The 17503-nt window shown below is 37.9% G+C and carries 16 protein-coding genes; 10 read left to right on the top strand and 6 right to left on the bottom strand.

Features of this window, described 5'->3' with window-relative positions:
* Positions 1 to 269 precede the first annotated feature (269 nt).
* Positions 270 to 866 (top strand): TetR/AcrR family transcriptional regulator, encoded by a 597-nt coding sequence (locus tag CBM15_RS02620; RefSeq protein WP_008407380.1) that lies wholly within the window; start codon positions 270 to 272, stop codon positions 864 to 866.
* Positions 867 to 911: 45 nt separating this feature from the next.
* Here CBM15_RS02620 and CBM15_RS02615 read toward each other — a convergent pair whose 3' ends face one another.
* Complete coding sequence (locus CBM15_RS02615; RefSeq protein ID WP_087615622.1) at positions 912 to 2282, bottom strand: S41 family peptidase; 1371 nt, start codon at positions 2280 to 2282, stop codon at positions 912 to 914.
* Between the two features lie 196 nt (positions 2283 to 2478).
* Complete coding sequence (brnQ, locus tag CBM15_RS02610; protein WP_087615621.1) at positions 2479 to 3798, bottom strand: branched-chain amino acid transport system II carrier protein; 1320 nt, start codon at positions 3796 to 3798, stop codon at positions 2479 to 2481.
* Positions 3799 to 4103: 305 nt separating this feature from the next.
* On the opposite strand from brnQ, the gene CBM15_RS02605 reads away from it, so the two are divergent.
* Positions 4104 to 5066, top strand: coding sequence for a C40 family peptidase (locus CBM15_RS02605; protein ID WP_239534734.1), 963 nt, complete (start codon positions 4104 to 4106; stop codon positions 5064 to 5066).
* Positions 5067 to 5378: 312 nt separating this feature from the next.
* Positions 5379 to 5930, top strand: coding sequence for a C40 family peptidase (locus tag CBM15_RS02600; protein ID WP_087615619.1), 552 nt, complete (start codon positions 5379 to 5381; stop codon positions 5928 to 5930).
* 615 nt (positions 5931 to 6545) lie between these two features.
* On the opposite strand, the gene CBM15_RS02595 is transcribed toward CBM15_RS02600, so the two are convergent.
* Entirely contained in the window at positions 6546 to 7451 is a 906-nt protein-coding gene (locus CBM15_RS02595) for an accessory Sec system S-layer assembly protein (protein ID WP_087615618.1), read from the bottom strand.
* Between the two features lie 3 nt (positions 7452 to 7454).
* The gene (secA2, locus tag CBM15_RS02590; protein ID WP_087615617.1) at positions 7455 to 9815 is read right to left on the bottom strand and encodes an accessory Sec system translocase SecA2; all 2361 of its coding nucleotides are present in this window, start codon (positions 9813 to 9815) and stop codon (positions 7455 to 7457) included.
* A gap of 349 nt (positions 9816 to 10164) precedes the next feature.
* On the opposite strand from secA2, the gene CBM15_RS02585 reads away from it, so the two are divergent.
* From CBM15_RS02585 to CBM15_RS02580, 3 genes are read left to right on the top strand one after another with little or no spacing between them, the layout of a single operon-like run.
* Entirely contained in the window at positions 10165 to 11220 is a 1056-nt protein-coding gene (locus CBM15_RS02585; protein WP_014824666.1) for a glycosyltransferase family 4 protein, read from the top strand.
* The gene (locus CBM15_RS19105; RefSeq protein ID WP_140405547.1) at positions 11217 to 11405 is read left to right on the top strand and encodes a hypothetical protein; all 189 of its coding nucleotides are present in this window, start codon (positions 11217 to 11219) and stop codon (positions 11403 to 11405) included. The genes CBM15_RS02585 and CBM15_RS19105 overlap by 4 nt, the downstream gene beginning before the upstream one ends.
* A gap of 42 nt (positions 11406 to 11447) precedes the next feature.
* A complete protein-coding gene (locus tag CBM15_RS02580) occupies positions 11448 to 11693 on the top strand; it encodes a hypothetical protein (RefSeq protein ID WP_087615616.1) in 246 nt (81 codons plus the stop codon).
* Between the two features lie 39 nt (positions 11694 to 11732).
* Here the strand turns inward: CBM15_RS02580 and CBM15_RS02575 are convergent, their stop codons facing one another.
* On the bottom strand, positions 11733 to 12782 hold the full coding sequence (locus CBM15_RS02575; RefSeq protein WP_087615615.1) for an LCP family protein: 1050 nt from the start codon (positions 12780 to 12782) through the stop codon (positions 11733 to 11735).
* A 141-nt stretch (positions 12783 to 12923) separates the two neighbouring features.
* A complete protein-coding gene (locus CBM15_RS02570; RefSeq protein WP_087615614.1) occupies positions 12924 to 13559 on the bottom strand; it encodes a YigZ family protein in 636 nt (211 codons plus the stop codon).
* Positions 13560 to 13720: 161 nt separating this feature from the next.
* Between CBM15_RS02570 and CBM15_RS02565 the strand changes: the two genes are divergently transcribed.
* The 4 genes from CBM15_RS02565 (at position 13721) to CBM15_RS02550 (ending at position 17413) form a co-directional block, all read left to right on the top strand.
* Positions 13721 to 14884, top strand: coding sequence for a sensor histidine kinase (locus CBM15_RS02565; protein ID WP_087615613.1), 1164 nt, complete (start codon positions 13721 to 13723; stop codon positions 14882 to 14884).
* A gap of 22 nt (positions 14885 to 14906) precedes the next feature.
* Positions 14907 to 15581 carry a response regulator gene (locus CBM15_RS02560; protein ID WP_008407366.1) on the top strand — a complete coding sequence of 225 codons (675 nt, stop codon included), beginning with the start codon at positions 14907 to 14909 and terminating at the stop codon, positions 15579 to 15581.
* A gap of 297 nt (positions 15582 to 15878) precedes the next feature.
* The gene (locus tag CBM15_RS02555) at positions 15879 to 16394 is read left to right on the top strand and encodes a nuclear transport factor 2 family protein (protein WP_087615612.1); all 516 of its coding nucleotides are present in this window, start codon (positions 15879 to 15881) and stop codon (positions 16392 to 16394) included.
* A 176-nt stretch (positions 16395 to 16570) separates the two neighbouring features.
* On the top strand, positions 16571 to 17413 hold the full coding sequence (locus CBM15_RS02550) for a DegV family protein (RefSeq protein ID WP_087615611.1): 843 nt from the start codon (positions 16571 to 16573) through the stop codon (positions 17411 to 17413).
* The last annotated feature ends 90 nt before the right edge of the window (positions 17414 to 17503 follow it).

Here is a 17503-nt window from a genome sequence, read left to right as displayed (position 1 = left end):
AAATTGATTAGGATACGCCTTTTTGTATCTATTATTTAATGATATTTTTAGGAAAAGAATAATTTATCCGTATAACAGGACAATTTACGCATGATGAAATTCAAATTATTGCTAAGTTATGTCAATGGAGTGCTAATAATAAGGAGAAATGTTAGTTATATGGCGGAAAACTTTATTTTAAAAAAACTTTCCTATATAATCATAAGTGGAATAAATGGAATTTAATATAAATTACTAAACATCTAAAATAGAGATAAGGGTGGAGAAGTATGGCAAGAGGAAGACGTGTAAATTCATGCGGTGAAAAAAGTAAAAAATTATTATTGGAAAAAGCAATTGAGTTATTTTCTACATATGGTTATCATCAAACAAAAATCAGTGATATTGTGAAATCGGCAAATTTAACACAGCCGACATTTTATTTATATTTTCAAAGTAAGGAAACATTGTTTAACGATTTAAATGAGAAGTTCCACAATGAGCTAACTGAAATTTTTTCTAGTTCAACAAATGACATAAACAACGGAAAAATTGGAATCGACCTTATTCAAGGAAGTCTGACACATATTTTCGAGTTTTTTATCGAAAACCCCAACCTCACAAAAATCGGTTTTTATGAAGCAGAGCAATCAACGGCCGTAAAGGAAATGCTTGTTTCTGAATTAATACATATCCTAAATACACAGTTAAAAGATTCGAATGTTTTAAAGCAGGCGGATGCGACTATTCTTGCAGAAAGTCTTATTGGTTCGGTGGAACGGCTGACACTGACAAACTTATTAACGAATAAAACGAGTCCGGAACAGCTTGCAAAAGAGATTTGCATGATTTATTTTGCAACGGAACTAAGTTTAGTACATTCATAAAATTGAAAGAGACGATTGCCAATGCGCAAATCGTCTCTTTTTCTTTTACTGTTTTGTCGTTACATGTAAATAAACACCGGCTTTTAAATTTTTGCCTTTCTCATTTTTTACTTTAGGATGAACGATGAGGGCATATTCTTTGCCAGCCGTTAATTCTTTTGCAGGGGTAACAACGAGCTGTTGACCCGATAATTTGTGAGCTGTTTTTACAGTATCTGCACCCAGCTCTACTAGTTCTATGGAAGAAGCATTCAGCTCTTTCGCCAGTTTAGCGGTAAACTTGATTGTAAATGTTTTATTTAACGGAACATTTTTTAAGGCAGCAAGTTCTTTATAGTTTTTTAAGTTTGAAGCGATTGTATCGTAATGTGCTTTAAAGAGGGGCTCGCTTGCTGTTTTAATATGAGGTTTAACCCCAACTTCATTTATTTTCGTACCGTTTGGACCATAAAAATGGCCAACTGTTAATTTTAGAAAGCTGCCATCTTCAAGCTCGTAAAATGCCTGCATCGAGCCTTTACCATAAGTCGTTTCCCCGTAAAGTGTGACTGCTTTTTGATCGGAAAGTGCGGCCGCAGTCATTTCCGACGAGCTGGCACTATATCGATTTATAAGCATTTTCGTATTTTCAGGGAATGTTGTTGATTGCTTCATCGATCGTACAATAGATGTCCCCGAAGTTTCTTTCAGTTTATAGGCATAGGAGGCATTCGGGAACATACCGATAAGCTGTTCTGCTGCGGTTACATAGCCGCCCCCGTTATTTTGCAAATCGAAAATAAATGATTTGGCCCCTTTATTTTTCAAATCACGAATGGCTTTTGAAACGAGACTCGCCGTGTCGTTTGAAAATGAATTCAATGAAATGTATCCCGTATTACCGTATAAAAGCTTTGTTTCCACATTAGGAAGTGAGAAAGCTTTACGTGTTAATTTTTTCGTTATAATGGTGCCGTCTTCACGTGAAAGCGTTAAAGAAACCGTTGTATTTGCTGCGCCTTTTATAAGTAAAGAAGCCTGGTCGATTGTCAGTTCTGCAACCGGTTTCCCATCAATCTCTGTGATGATATCGCCAACTTTTAAGCCGGCATTTTTTGCGCTGCCCCCATCGATCAGCTCGGATATTTGAATACCGCCTTCAACCTTTTCGATGATAACGCCGATGCCTACAGTAGTAAGGTCCACGCCATTAATAAACTCATCGAATTCTTCCGGTGTAAAGTAAGCGGAATACGAATCGAGCATTTCTGTCAGTTGGTCGATGCTTGTAGCACGGTTGATATCACCATTAATATTCCCTACATAGTTTTCCTTAACAATCTGTTTTGCTTCATCTAAAGGAGCACCTAGCACCGTCAAAGGAACGGTTAGGCACATGATGAAAAACAGTATTGCTGACAAACGTCTTTTTAGCATGAGTCCACCTCATTAGTTTTATTTTTCTAAAATGTAATGCGTAATGCCACAATAGCGATATTACCATATTTTATCATGAATACTTCACTAATTTATGGTAAATGTAAAAAATTATTTTAATCTATTTTTAGTCAATAAAAGAGGGTAAGTTACAAGTTTTTACACTTATAACTTACCCTCATTCTAGTAATTAAACTTATTTTCGTTTTGCTAAATACATGATGTAGCCGATGACACCACCGACTAATGCAGGGACAACCCATGCTATGCCTTGCTCATAAAACGGGAAGATTGATAAAAACTTATCGTAAGCTTCGATTTCGAATCCGGCTTGTTTGATTCCGTCATAAATTGCAACAATACCTGTGAAAATTAAAGCCATTCCATACACGCTCGGTGCATGATTGAAAAGGTTTCCGAATAATGCAAAAATCATAAGCACAATTGCGAATGGATAAATTGCAACCAAAACAGGCAATGATAGATTAATTAAATCCGATAATCCAAAGTTTGAAACACCGAAGCTGAAAAGTGCGAAAATAACTAAGTACACCTGGTAAGAAAGTTTTGGGAAAATCTTATGGAAAAATGTTGCGTTTGCAGATAAGAGACCTACAGATGTTGTTAAACAAGCTAAAATGATTACGGCTGATAAAATAATCTTACCGGCTTGTCCATATAGTTGCTGTGCTGCCAAAGAAATAATTGTACCGCCATCTTCATGGAAGCCGATTGCCGATGTACTTGTTACCCCGATATAACCTAATGATACATAAACAAATGCTAAACCAATTGCAGCGACAATCCCTGCGAAAATTGTAATTTTAACTTGTTTAGCTCTATCAGTTACACCACGGGCAACTAATGATTGAACGATAACAATCCCGAAAACCAATGATGCGAGTACGTCCATCGTTAAGTACCCTTGAATGAACGATTCACCAAAAGCGTTATTAATATATGGTCCCTGTGCTTCAACAGGTTCACCTAACGGAGTAATAACGGCTTTAATCGCAAGTAAACAAATAACGACTAAAAGAGCAGGTGTTAAAATTTTTCCGACACGGTCGACGATTTTTGTCGGGTTATATGCTAAGTAGAATGTGATTCCGAAAAAGATAAGTGTTGTAATAAATAATGGAATCCAGCTACCTTTCATTGCTTCTGTTAAAAACGGTTCCACACCGATTGAATATGACACAGCACCAGTACGCGGAATTGCAAAGAATGGTCCGATCGACAAGTATATAATCGACGTGAAAATTATACCGAAATATGGATTAATGCGACCTGCCAATATTTCTAAGTCTCCGCCGTTCTTTGCTACGGCAATAATACCTAATAGAGGCAACCCTACTCCTGTTATTAAAAATCCGATCATGGATATTACAATATTTTCCCCCGCCATTTGACCTAGTTGTGGTGGGAATATGATATTACCTGCACCTAGGAACAATGCAAATAACATAAAACCGACCGCGATATTCTCACGGAAAAAACTTGACTTGCTATTCATGTTGACTTAACTCCTTTAATTTGAAAATACAAAGTTTTCTAAAAATTTAAATCTTTTAACAAAAACTAATTCTATCATAAAACTATTAAAATACAAGCATATTTTAAGAAATCATTTTGCAATAATTCAGTGTCTATAAAATATTCGTTAATTTCTATTTCATAATATTACTATGTGAGTATAGTAATAGAAGAAAAATATAGCTATCCGATTAATCTTCTTATTAAAAGAGGGTTGTATCCTCTATTAAAAATTAAGTAAAATAGAGTAAAAAATAGTTTCATTAAGAAGGGGGAGTTATCATATTGAATAATAAATGGAAGTTAGTGCTGACAGGTGTCACATTTTCACTTGCACTATTCATTGCACCCGATGCCCAAGCATCCACCTATACGGTGAAACATGGCGATACGTTAACAAAAATTGCGAAAGCTCACAACACGACGATTAATCAGCTTAGACAATGGAACAAACTATCTCTAGATCGCATTTTTATCGCACAAAAACTGGTCGTTGCACCAGCAAAAAGTGCAGTGAGCAAAACTGCGGCGGCAAAAACAACAGCTGTTTCAGTTGTAGAGGAAAAAGTCGAAACCCTTCAAAATGCAGTTTCTCATACCGTTATTAAAGGTGATAATTTAACAAAGATCGCTAAAAAGTATAGTATATCGGTAGCGAGTATTAAACAGCTGAACAATTTGAAAACGGATGCGATTAAAGTTGGTCAAAAGCTCACAATCAGCCAGCAGTCAACTAAAGACTTAGCTGTTGAAGCACCTTCTGCCAAAACAGTGGAAGCGGAAATTAATTTTAATCAAACAGCAGATGATGCGATTGAAAAACAGTTGAAGAAGGAAGTTGCAATGCCTGGGAAGGTTTCGCAACAAACAGAACGCCTTTATGCACAAGCTATTGAAACGGCTAATGCAGTATTAGGCACACCTTATAAATACGGCGGAACGACAACAGATGGATTTGACTGTAGCGGCTTTGTAAACTACATATTTAATTCAGTTGGTATCCAAATGGATCGTAAAAGCAGTCTTATGTATTTCGAACAGGATACGACAAAAGTGACGCAACCTGTACCGGGAGATTTAGTATTTTTCAAAAATACATTTATCCCAAATGTCTCACATATGGGTATTTATATTGGTAATGATGAATTTATCCATGCGGGTTCAAAGGGAATTACGGTTTCGAATGTCAAAGAAAAATATTGGGATGAGCGTTTTGTCGCATACAAACGCATTAATAATTTAAAATAAAATAGTGAAGAGCTAATAAGTGGTGTTGAAAATTGCTTACTAGTTCTTTTTTGTTACATGAATTCGTGATAATGTTACAAATGTTACAAAAAAGGGCTTGAATATTGGTTAATATTACAAATAATAGCGGTATTTGTTTTGGTAATAGTGTAAAAATCCTAATTAAAATAGGTCCTTTAGCAATGTTTGAGGTTATTTAAAATCGGGTAAATGTAACTTTGTTGTTACATAACTGTAATGTCATTAAATATAATCTCGTGTTAACCTAATATCAGTTAAGTTTTCAGAAAATTTATTGGTTGGGGGAACACGATGGATTACTTAAAATTAATACGCAATACCGTACTAACTTTGGCAGCTGCCTTCGTAATTTTCTTCGCACCGGTGAATGAAAAGGAAGCTTCTGCAGAAGAATCTGTTTACTCGATTGATGAGTTAAAAGAAGTCTCTTCAAAATATTTAGGAGTTCGCTATTCATACGGCGGTACATCAGCAAAAGGCTTTGACTGCTCTGGCTATGTACGTCACGTATTTAAAGAACTAGGCATCACATCACTGAATCGCACATCTTCAGATATGTATACGCAAGGTACGAAAGTTAAGAAAAGTGACCTTGAGCCAGGCGATTTAGTATTTTTCAACACATCAGGCAAACGCATCTCTCATGTAGGGATTTACATTGGTTCAGGAAAATTCATCCACGCTTCTACAAGCAAGGGTGTTATCAAAACAAGCATTAACGACAAATATTACTGGGGTAAAAAGTACGTAGGTGCTAAACGCATCGCCAACTTCTCAACAGAAGAAGCCCTTGTAGCAGATGCAGACGATTCAGATGTAGACAACACTCCAGAAGCAGAATAATACATAGCTTATCCACACTACTACATACTGCATAATTCGTAATTATAATCTCTCACCTTTTATAGGATGGGGGATTTTTTGGTGTGGTTTGGGCTTGGTAGTGGGGCTGAATGATAGATTGGGTATCTATATTTTGAGTGGGGAAGCTAGATTGGATGGCGTTCTACTTTATGAGAGAAATGTTCTACATAAGTTACGACACATTCCACATTATGAGCGCTTCGTTCTACATTTGAGCTGAAACTTTCCACATTTCCTGATGAATGGTGAATAAAAAGTCGATGTTCTACTTTCAATGCGGAAATTTCTACATAAGTGCTGCTACTTTCTACATTCCGAGTGAACCGTTCTACATTAATAGTGAAAGTTTCCTCAATAGATCAGAAACATTCTACATCTCAAGACAGGATGGCAAATAAAGAATGAGCGTTCTACTTTTTAAGCAGAATTTTCTACGTAAGCCCGCAACATTCCACATTACCAGCGCTTCGTTCTACATTAGCAGAGAAATCTTCTACTTTTCCCGAAAAATCAGCAAATATAAGCAAGCCACAAACCAAAAAAAGCACCCGAAAGCCATTTAATGACTTCCGAATGCTGCCTTTTCATATAAAACTATTGTGGTACGCGAGCTGTCCAGCGAGATAAGTCAGCGCCTTCAGCTGTTACTAATTCTTTAGGGAAGATGAATGTCCAAGGTTTTGTCGTATTAGGCTGTACTGTTAATACAGGGTCTAATTTGAACGATCCTTTAGCAACTAAGACATTGCGTGCATCCATAATTTCAAGTGGTAACTGTTCCAAGTTGATCGCTTTTTCATGGCCGTTACGGATGAAAATTGATGCGTGGAAGCTGCCATCATCGTTTAATTTCGCTTGCAGTCCTGTGAAGTTTACTTCTGTTTTTCCTAACTTCGGTAAAGTTTTCACAATTTCAGCTAGTTTTTCTTGCTGATCTTTCGGTAATTGTTTCTTCCAAGTATCATCCAAGTCTAATTGGTGACCGCGTAATGAAAGTAAGTTGAATGAAATTTTCCAGCCTTCTTCAGGCACTTCGTCTGCAGTAATTGAAGAAGCAGGGAACGTGAAAATCCATGGACGAGCACTTTCTGCTGGGATCACACCTAGTTCTTTAAAATCAAAGTAATGTGAAGCAATTCGGTTATCATCTTTATCTAAAATTAATAACTCGATTTCGCCTAATTCAATTGCTTTTGTTAATGAAGAACGGAAAAATGCTTTAACATTCCAAGAACCGTTCGCCAATGAAGGCTCAATATTAATTGCTGACAACGATAGCTGATTTGGTTTCAATGGTGCCAAATCATTTGCCAAGAAATTAAATACATACTTTTGTTCTTGTGGTACATCCCATTCAGGGTGGAACGATAATTTTGTTATAACATCGCGATTTGCACCTTTTTTAGAAGTATCACCAGATGTTTTTACGACTGATGAAGAATCAACAGCACTGTCTTTACCTACTTTGTCACCTTTTTTAAATAAATCGAATAAACCCATCTGCTATTCCTCCACATTCATCGTAATGTTTTTCATAAATGTTACAAGTTCTTCTACTATTTTGCGGCGAAGTTCCTGATAGTTTTTACCGAATAATTCAAGTCCTTCACGTTGATAAATACGCATCGGATCTTCCTGCTGGTAATGACGTAAGCCGATACCTTCTTTTAAGTGAGCCATCTGTTCTAAATGTTTTACCCACATTTGATCGATGAAACTTAACATGACTTGCGGAATAATCGCCATAATTTGTTCGTTTTCAGCAAAGCCTTCGATAACTTCTGTTAACTCTTTTACAGAGGGATCCATTGCATCGAGCATTTTCTTCACTTTTGTTTCTTCGCGGTTCACAGTCACAGGTGTTAAGAATAAAGAGTTCACTGTGCGTTCCATTTTATCGAAATCCCACTCAAGTACATCTTTATCTTCAGGGGCATTTTCACGAACGGCAAAATCTACAGTTTCCTTCATCATCGTCACTAAATGTTCCAGAAGATTTTCATTGCGTAATACTTTATCACGTAAATCATAAACAACACGACGTTGATCATTAATCACATCATCCAGTTTTAAGTTATATTCACGCATAGAGAAGTGTGCGCCTTCAACGATACGCTGTGTACGTTCGATTAGCTCTGTCACTTCTTTGTTTTGAATAAGACCAATTTCATCTGTTGTCATTTTTTTTCGGAATTTCTCGACATCATCTTTTGCGAAACGTTTGAACATATCGTCTTCAATTGAAAGGATAAATCGAGTTTCACCTACGTCACCTTGACGACCGGAACGTCCGCGCAATTGATTGTCGACACGACGGCTTTCGTGCTTTTCAGTACCGATTACAAATAAACCTCCAAGCTCATCCACGCCTTCACCTAATACGATATCCGTCCCACGTCCTGCCATGTTTGTCGCAACCGTAATACGATTTTTTTGTCCGGCTTCCGAGATTAATTCAACCTCTTGTTCGACTGTTTTCGCATTTAATAATTGGAACTGTAAGCCGTGTCTTTTTAAATAATCTGCTACTTTTTCTGATTGTAAAATAGAAGTTGTCCCGATTAATACCGGTTGTCCTTTTTCATGGCGACGCAATACTTCCTGTGCAACATATTCGTATTTTTGCTCGATTTTTTCGAATACGATGTCCGGTTGGTCCAAGCGACGACGTGGACGGTTTGTCGGTATTTGAATAACACGCATACCGTAAACTTCTAAAATTTCCTTTTCTTGAGTTTTCGCAGTACCTGTCATCCCTGATAATTTCGGATACATACGGAAATAGTTTTGAATTGTAACTTGTGCCTGTGCTTTGTTTTCCTCAGTGATTGTCACGCCTTCTTTCGCTTCAATCGCCTGATGTAAGCCATCAGAAAGTGAACGGCCTTCCATGATACGGCCAGTAAACATATCGACTAATTCGATTTTGTCATCACGCACGATGTAATCAACATCACGCTCAAACATAACGTGTGCACGTACTGCCTGAATTACGTAGTGGTACAAAGTTTGATGTTCTAAATCGTATAAGTTGTCGACTCCGAATGCCGCTTCAACTTTTTCGATACCTTGATCTGTTAAAGAAGTCGCTTTCGTTTCGTCATCGAAATCATAATCTACTTCAGCTTTGAAACGTTTCGCCAACATTGCAGCAATACGGTGCAGTTCTTCGTTTGCACCCATTTTACCCGCGATGATTAAAGGTGTTTTCGCTTCGTCAATTAAGACAGAATCTACTTCATCGATAATCGCAAAGTGGTATGGACGCTGTACTTTATCGCCGATTGTATGTGCCATATTATCACGTAAGTAGTCGAAGCCGAATTCTGTACCGACACCATATGTAATATCCGCATTGTACGCTTCCTTTTTATCTGCAGGCTCCATCATTGGAACATTCAGTCCAACTGTTAACCCAAGGAAACGGTGAATTTGTCCGATTAATTCGAAGTCACGTTTTGCAAGGTAATCGTTTACCGTAATAACGTGTACACCTTTGCCTTCCAATGCACGCACGTAAGAAGGGAGTGAGGCAACAAGTGTTTTACCTTCACCTGTCGGCATTTCGGCAATATTACCTTCAGTAAGAACTAGACCGCCAATTAACTGCACATCAAAGTGGCGCATGTTTAATACACGTTTAGAAGCTTCACGGACAACAGCAAATGCATCAGGGATAATATCAACTAGCTGTGTTCCGTTTTCTAAACGCTCTTTAAATGTAAATGTCATATTTCGAAGTTCTTCGTCAGACATAGGACTATATGTTGCTTCGAGACTATTAATTTGCTCTACCGTTTTGTAGTATCTTTTTAGCTCTCGAGCACTTGTTTGCTCTTTATTACGTTTGAAAATTGAGAACATTATTTTACTCTCCTTTGAAATTGGCTACTTTAATATAGTAGACACTCCGTTATTTTATCAAATAATGCACAAAAAGACTACTGACCAAAAGGGAATTCATAGGAACAATATAAATAAATTGGATGAACAACCTTTTATAATATTAATTATTTGATTGGTTTGAAATATACTAGAAGAATGATAGATGTAAAATTTATGTGAGCGGAATAAATAGTGGAAGGAATTTGAGCTATATTTTATGAATTGTTCATGCTATACTTATGTTGAATAAAAATGTAGAGTTTTTAATGAATCTCCAAAAGGCGATTTATTGTAATGCTTAATACTACAAAAATTAAGGAGGAGAGACATGATTTACGTGTCTTTAATCGTAGCTTTTATTGCTGCTATTATACTAACTCCGCTTGTGAAGCGATTGGCTTTTCGCCTTGGAGCTGTAGATGCCCCGAACTATCGTAAAGTGCATGCTCGCATTATGCCACGATTAGGCGGTTTAGCAATTTTTGGTGCGTTTATGATCGGGATATTACTTTTAAAATTAGTCACGAACTTCGAAAGTGACTACTTATATGCAATTTTAATTGCTGCGACAATTATTGTAGCAACAGGTATTGTTGATGATATGCGGGAAATTTCCGCAAAGGCTAAGCTGCTTGGTCAAGTCATTGCTGCCTGCATCGTTGTATTTGTCGGCGGTATTCAAATTGATAATATTAACTTGCCGTTTGGTGGGGAACTGGAATTCGGCTGGTTAGGAATTCCGTTCACAATTATTTGGATTGTTGGTATTACAAATGCGATTAACTTAATCGATGGTCTTGATGGACTAGCTGCAGGTGTATCAACAATTGCGTTAATGACATTAGCCGTAATGGCAATGATCATGGGTAACGGTATTGTTATCGCAATGGCTGCAATTTTAGCTGCTGCAACAATCGGTTTCCTGTTTTTCAACTTCCACCCAGCGAAAATTTTCATGGGGGACACAGGTGCACTGTTTTTAGGATTTATGATTTCGGTGCTCGCGCTATTAGGATTTAAAAACGTAGCTGTTATTTCATTCGTTATCCCGGTTATTATGCTGGGAGTTCCAATTTCTGATACATTCTTCGCGATCGTGCGTCGTTTACGTAGCGGTAAAAAGTGGTCAGATCCGGATAAATCGCATTTACACCACCGTTTATTGGATTTAGGATTCTCGCATCGTCAAACAGTGATGATTATTTATGCGATGGCTGCAATGTTCGGTCTCGCTGCTGTCATCTTCTCGATGGCAAAAGTATGGGGCGCAATTTTACTCATTGCCGTTATATTAGTGGCTATTGAGCTGTTCGTAGAAATTATCGGCCTCGCCGGCAAAAACTACAAACCATTGCTCAACCTCGTAAGAATATTTAATAAGTGAAAAGATCGAAACAAGTAAATGGCCTCGTGCCGTTTGCTTGTTTTTTATTTTTGGGGAATTTATTTGCCAAGTTGTTGGAGGAAGTAGAATGTTTGGCGGCTAAAGTGGAAAGAGATGAAGTGAATGTAGAAAGTTTAGAGGTGAAAGTAGAAACTTTTCGTGGAAATGTGGAACAGACCGGCTGAAATGTAGAACGCGCGAATTTATTAGCAGATTCGAGGGGGAAAGTGGAACGGAATGAAGTGAAAGTAGAAAGTTCTGAAGCTAAAGTAGAAGCTTCTCATTTAAAAGTAGAACGAATCCTCGAAAAAGTAGAACGCGCGATTTTATTAGCAAAGTCTTGGGGGAAAGTGGAAAGAAATGAAGTGAAAGTAGAAAGTTCCAAGTCTAAGGTAGAAGCTTCTCTTGGAAAAGTGGAACAGAATACCCGTAAAGTAGAACACCCCCTATACTATAGTAGAAACGCCATATAAAAAACCAACCCCCGCATTACTTGCGGAGGTTGGTTTCGGTTATTGTGTATCGGAATTCGTTTTTGTTGTATAAGCTGAGTTGGATTGAGAGCTTGTGCCCGAAATGTTTGTCGATTCAGGAGTAAGCCCTAAATGACTTTTTAAAATATGGCTTGTTTCTGCAAGCGCTTCTTCATCCAGTTTGTAATAGTAAACACCTGTTGACATGTCGTCATAGCCTTCCAATGTCAATGTATCAATACGAGGCATACCGTTTGATAAATAGCTGAAGAACGATTTCATCTCCGTAAATGTCATATCTGTCTTCATGTTGTTACCGACAGCGGATAAAATATCATCGTATTTTGAAAGTGATGTAAATGATGCTGCTTTAGAAGCGATCGCCTGAATAATCTCTTGTTGGCGTTTACCGCGTTCAATGTCATTATCCTGTTTACGTGTGCGGGCAAGTGCCAGTGCTTCACGGCCGTCCAATGTTTGCAATCCTGGCTGCAAGTTGACTGTGTTGCGGTCGAACTCGTCTTTTTCAAGCATTGCGTAAGGTACTTCTGCTTCTATGCCACCTAATGCATCGACAATATCGATGAAGGCATTAAAGTTTACACGCATATAGTAATCAATTGGGATATCAAATAATTCTTCTACAGTTTCAATTGAAGCAAGTGTACCACCGCGCGCATGCGCATGGTTGATTTTATCGTTATATCCGATGTGAGGGATGTAAACATATGAATCACGTGGAATACTTACTAGTTTAACTGTTTTTGTTTTATTGTTCAAAGTGGCAAGCAAAAGGGCATCTGTGCGGGAATTATCTGCACCTTGTCCGCGCTTATCACTATCATCGACACCTAAAATTAAAATAGATACATTGTCTTGGGCAGGCTCAACTTTTACTTCTCGCTGGTCCGACATTTTGCGGTCCTCGATAACTTCATATGCACTGTCTGCTGCATGTTCGGCTTGCTTCGTCAAATAGACACCGTATGCTGTTGCGCAAATTGCGAGTGAAAGAGTCAGAAGCATCGTAACTTTAAGAAATAATCTGAATTTCGAAGAGCCTTTCTTTTTATTTTGCCTTGTTGTCATAAAGATTCTCCTCTAGGTTAGGGATAGGTTACTATATTTAATTGGTTATACTAGTTAATTCGTAATCTTATCTAATATACTACAATCACCTTTTGTCGTAAAGTAACGAAATCTTGCATTATGATGACATTTATTTCGAGGTTATTCCTTCGAAAATTCGATGAAAAGCGCGTCTTCGTTTTTAATTGCTGCCTGCCCGTTTGTCAGTTCAGTAATCCAGTCGATAAATGTTTGCTCTTCTTCTTTTAAAACATGTACATAAATTTCTACATTTTCCGCATACTGAATATCATGAAGAGGGTAGTGGGAACCGCGTATCTCATTTTCTAATTTCCCTAACCACACATAATCAATCTCAATTTTCATTAAATAATGCAATTTTCGCTCAACAACTTGGGCAGCAGCGATTCCTTCTGTTGTAGCTTTACTATAGGCGCGGATCAAACCGCCTCCGCCAAGCTTAATCCCGCCGAAATAGCGAGTAACGACAACAACCGTATCTTTTAAACCTTGTTTTTTAAGTACTTCTAACATAGGGACGCCTGCAGTACCGCTTGGTTCCCCGTCATCATTCGCTTTTTGGATCTGGTCATGCTCACCGATCATATAGCAGGAGCAGTTATGGGTAGCCGATGCATGAATCTTTTTTATTTTATCTATAAAGAGAATCGCTTCTTCTTCCGTCTCAACGCGTTCGACATAAGTTAAAAAACGTGATTTTGATATGATGATTTCTGATTCTCCGTAACCTTTTACAGTAATGTAGTTATTTCTCATTATCGATTCTCCTTAATATTACAATTTGATTTCAAATTTGTGGTTATAATTTAACTTAAAAAATGATTTACTAATGATATAATATGTATGTACTATAATAGTAGGTTGCAAAGTAAAAAGATAGAGTAGTTCGCATTCTGACTAAGTAAGGTGGGGAAAAAGTGCTAGAAAACAATCAAATAGACATCGCCTCGCTTGATGTAATATTTAATCGAATGTTGGAAACTATTACAAGTTCGAAAGATGATGTATTTATTATAAGCGAACAAAGCCGCAGAAACTTTGAAGAAATGCAACAAGAGCTGGAAGTTGTGCGTCATGAAATAAAGATTATAATAGATGAAAGTGATAACTTGGAAAAGTTGCTTCAATTGTCTAGACAGCGATTAGTCGTTGTAAGTAAAAGTTTCAATAATCATTCAGAAGAGCAAATACGTGCAGCTTATGAAAATACAAGTAACTTACAATTAAAGGTCTCCCTTTGCCGGGAGCGCGAAAAGCAGCTAAGAGATAAGCGTGACGATTTGGAAAGACGCCTGCGCACACTTTATGATACGATTGAAAGAGCGGATCATATCGTGAACCAAGTAAATGTTGTTATCAATTTTTTGACGACCGACCTGAAAAATGTCGGAGCAGCACTGGAACAGGCGAAGATCAAACAAGATTTTGGCATACGTATTATTGCAGCCCAGGAAGAAGAACGAAAACGTTTATCGCGTGAAATTCATGATGGGCCTGCACAAATGATGGCGAATGTGCTGATGCGTTCGAATTTAATTGACCGCACTTTCCGAGAAAAAGGAGCAGACGCCGCTTTAAAAGAAATTCATGACTTGAAAATAAGCGTTCGCAACGCCTTATCAGAAGTACGCCGCATTATTTATGATTTACGTCCAATGGCACTCGATGATTTAGGTATTGATCCGACATTGAAAAAGTATTTATCTACGATTATGGAATACAATCCAGGTGTTGAGATTCAGTTCCTTTCATATAATAACGAGCGCAGAATCCCTTCAGATTATGAGGTGGCCGTTTTCCGTTTAGTGCAGGAAAGTGTAAACAATGCATTGAAACATGGAAAGCCGAACCTGATTATTGTTAAACTTGAGTGGTTATGTGACGAAATTAATGTTGTAGTAAAAGATAATGGGGTTGGATTTGATACGGAAAGCGCTCGTGAAGGATCTTTCGGTATTATAGGAATGAAAGAAAGAATTGATCTGCTGAAAGGTTCTTTGAAAATTAGCAGCAGTATCGGTAAAGGAACAACAATTTTAATGAAAATTCCATTGCCGACAAAAGATGAAGAGATAAGATAGCAGAATTCCAGGGGGTTTCGAAATGACGAAAATTATTATTGTAGATGATCACCAATTATTCCGTGAAGGGGTAAAACGTATTTTAGATTTTGAAGACACATTTGAAGTTGTTGCTGAAGGCGATGACGGTACAGATATCGTAAACTTGTATGAACAAAACGAACCGGATGTCGTATTAATGGATATTAATATGCCAGGTAAAAACGGTGTTGAGGCGACTGCTGATTTAATCGCTGTATATCCAGATGCGAAAGTAATGGTTTTATCGATTCATGATGATGAATCTTATGTAACCCACGCATTAAAATCAGGTGCTCTTGGCTATATGCTGAAAGAAATGGATGCCGATGAAATCGTTGAAGCAATCAAAGTTGTTTCAAACGGTGGTTCTTACCTGCACCCGAAAGTAACGAAAAATCTGGTTGCGGAATTCCGCCGTCTTTCAGAGCACGAAAACAAAGGTAATTTCCACCAAACAGAAATTCGCCGTCCATTCCACTTATTAACGAAGCGTGAATGCGAAGTGCTTCAATTATTAACAGATGGCCAATCAAACCGTACAATCGGTGAGACATTATTCATCTCGGAAAAAACGGTTAAAAACCATGTATCAAGTATTTTACAAAAAATGAATGTTAATGACCGTACACAAGCAGTTGTAACAGCAATCAAAAACGGCTGGGTAGAAGTACGTTAATTACATATTATACGTTAAAACAGGGATTCGAATTCGTCTCCCTGTTTTTATTTTTGCATATTATTGAGGATTAATAAATAGACCTTGCCGTTTTATCTATGAAACATCTGTGAACAAGTTTCGTCCTAATCTTTTGAAGACGATAGCAAATAATTCGAACATCGAATTTTTACGCGGCTAAAGAAGGTATTCGTTTTCAATGAAATCGGCATAAGAAAACATTATTCGTGCTATTTAATACAAGATGTGTTTTTCTAATATTGTGTGCTAAAATGTTTTGCGGGAGGTTGTAAAATTATGAAAAAATGGTTGGTAGCAGTACTGGCGGTTTTTGTACTGGCGGCTTGCGGGGATAAACAAGAAGCTTCACCTGAAAATCTGCAGAAAACGATCGACGAAGGTACTGTAGGTTTTGAAATGATGGGAGATTCGATTGAAGAAGCTACAGATGTCCCGGAGGAAGAAAAAAATAATATTATCTCTGCTTTTAATGAGTATATTGCAGCCTTTAATGAAAAAGATTTAGAACGTTATAAAAATATAATTTCAAAAAATGCGACAGGCTTTAATTATGATGAAGACATCGAGGCGGTTTCCGACGTGTTCAATCAATATGATGTAAAACGTACGGCTGAAGATATTACGATTGTTAAATATAGTGGCGAAGAAGCCCAAGTATTTTCCAATTTAAAGACCGAAACGAAAGAAATTGACACAGGTGCCGAACTATCCGGTGTCGGCCGCCAAGTAACGGTATTTAAGAAGGAAGACAGTTGGAAAGTTTCAAGTATCTATTATATCGGTAGTGAATAAAAACTTATCTTCTATAATATAAAGTAAAAACGTCTTGTGCGAATCGATGCCAAGATGTTTTTTTCATATAGCGATGAGGTTGAGACAGCGGGAAGTTCCCTATAAGAATGGCAATTTACCGTTCACAATTATAGTGAGTTCATGTAAACTAATGAACATAGGAGAGTGGGAGAGCGATGAAAACAGCAATTGTTACAGATAGTACAGCCTATTTAACACTTGAAGAACGAAATTCGTACAATGTCCATATGATTCCTCTAAGTGTCAACATTGAAGGAACATTTTACGATGAAGAAATCGATATTACAGCATCTGAATTTTACGACCGTGTGCGCGGTGCAGCGGAGTTTCCGAAAACGACGCAGCCCTCTGTCGGAAAATTTGTCGAGCTTTATGAAACATTAGGTAAGGATTATGATGAAATTGTAACGATTCACTTATCAAGCGGAATTAGTGGCACTTTCCAAGGTGCGGTCCAAGCCGGTGCAATGGTGGAAGGTGTCAACGTTCTTGCATTTGATTCGGAAGTTGCAGCCTACTTGCAAGGATTTTATGTAAAAGAAGCTGCGAAACTAGCATCGAAAGGCGCTTCAGGCGAGCAGATTATGACACACTTAAACGATCTGAAAGACACGATGGATGATTACATTATTGTTGATGATCTGCAGCATCTGCAGCGCGGCGGCCGTTTATCAGCAGCAGCGGCATTGATCGGCGGATTGCTTCAAGTAAAACCGATTTTAACTTTCCAGAACAAAGTCATCGTGCCATTCGAAAAAATCCGTACACGTAAAAAAGCACTACGCCGAGTGGAAGAACAACTCGCTTCAGCAGTCGAAAAGCACGGCGCCCTTCAAGCAACAGTCATTCACGCCAACTGTGAGGATGAAGCCCGCGAATGGATGAAATCTCTGGAAGCGGCTTACCCGACAGTCGATTTCACGCTTAGCTACTTCGGTCCGGTCATCGGCACACACCTAGGTGAAGGTGCAATGGCGATGGGATGGATTAAGAAATAATTTTTAGGCTTAACAGTCACTACTTCTGAGGGAGTTAGTGGCTGTTTTTTGAATTGTGCGGAAGTGGGCGGTGGAATTAGAAGTTCGTGG

Origin of the sequence: Solibacillus kalamii, from assembly GCF_002174535.1 — a bacterium.
Taxonomy (GTDB): Bacteria; Bacillota; Bacilli; order Bacillales_A; family Planococcaceae; genus Solibacillus; species Solibacillus silvestris.
This window is presented reverse-complemented; position numbering and strand designations above follow the sequence as displayed.

Excerpts from the sequence above, each read along its gene's own strand:
- CBM15_RS02575 (WP_087615615.1), bottom strand. The coding sequence starts at position 12,782 with ATGACAACAAGGCAAAATAAAAAGAAAGGCTCTTCGAAATTCAGATTA.
- brnQ (WP_087615621.1), bottom strand. The coding sequence starts at position 3,798 with ATGAATAGCAAGTCAAGTTTTTTCCGTGAGAATATCGCGGTCGGTTTT.
- secA2 (WP_087615617.1), bottom strand. The coding sequence starts at position 9,815 with ATGTTCTCAATTTTCAAACGTAATAAAGAGCAAACAAGTGCTCGAGAG.
- CBM15_RS02585 (WP_014824666.1), top strand. The coding sequence starts at position 10,165 with ATGATTTACGTGTCTTTAATCGTAGCTTTTATTGCTGCTATTATACTA.
- CBM15_RS02600 (WP_087615619.1), top strand. The coding sequence starts at position 5,379 with ATGGATTACTTAAAATTAATACGCAATACCGTACTAACTTTGGCAGCT.
- CBM15_RS02555 (WP_087615612.1), top strand. The coding sequence starts at position 15,879 with ATGAAAAAATGGTTGGTAGCAGTACTGGCGGTTTTTGTACTGGCGGCT.
- CBM15_RS02615 (WP_087615622.1), bottom strand. The coding sequence starts at position 2,282 with ATGCTAAAAAGACGTTTGTCAGCAATACTGTTTTTCATCATGTGCCTA.
- CBM15_RS02570 (WP_087615614.1), bottom strand. The coding sequence starts at position 13,559 with ATGAGAAATAACTACATTACTGTAAAAGGTTACGGAGAATCAGAAATC.
- CBM15_RS02595 (WP_087615618.1), bottom strand. The coding sequence starts at position 7,451 with ATGGGTTTATTCGATTTATTTAAAAAAGGTGACAAAGTAGGTAAAGAC.
- CBM15_RS02560 (WP_008407366.1), top strand. The coding sequence starts at position 14,907 with ATGACGAAAATTATTATTGTAGATGATCACCAATTATTCCGTGAAGGG.
- CBM15_RS02550 (WP_087615611.1), top strand. The coding sequence starts at position 16,571 with ATGAAAACAGCAATTGTTACAGATAGTACAGCCTATTTAACACTTGAA.
- CBM15_RS02620 (WP_008407380.1), top strand. The coding sequence starts at position 270 with ATGGCAAGAGGAAGACGTGTAAATTCATGCGGTGAAAAAAGTAAAAAA.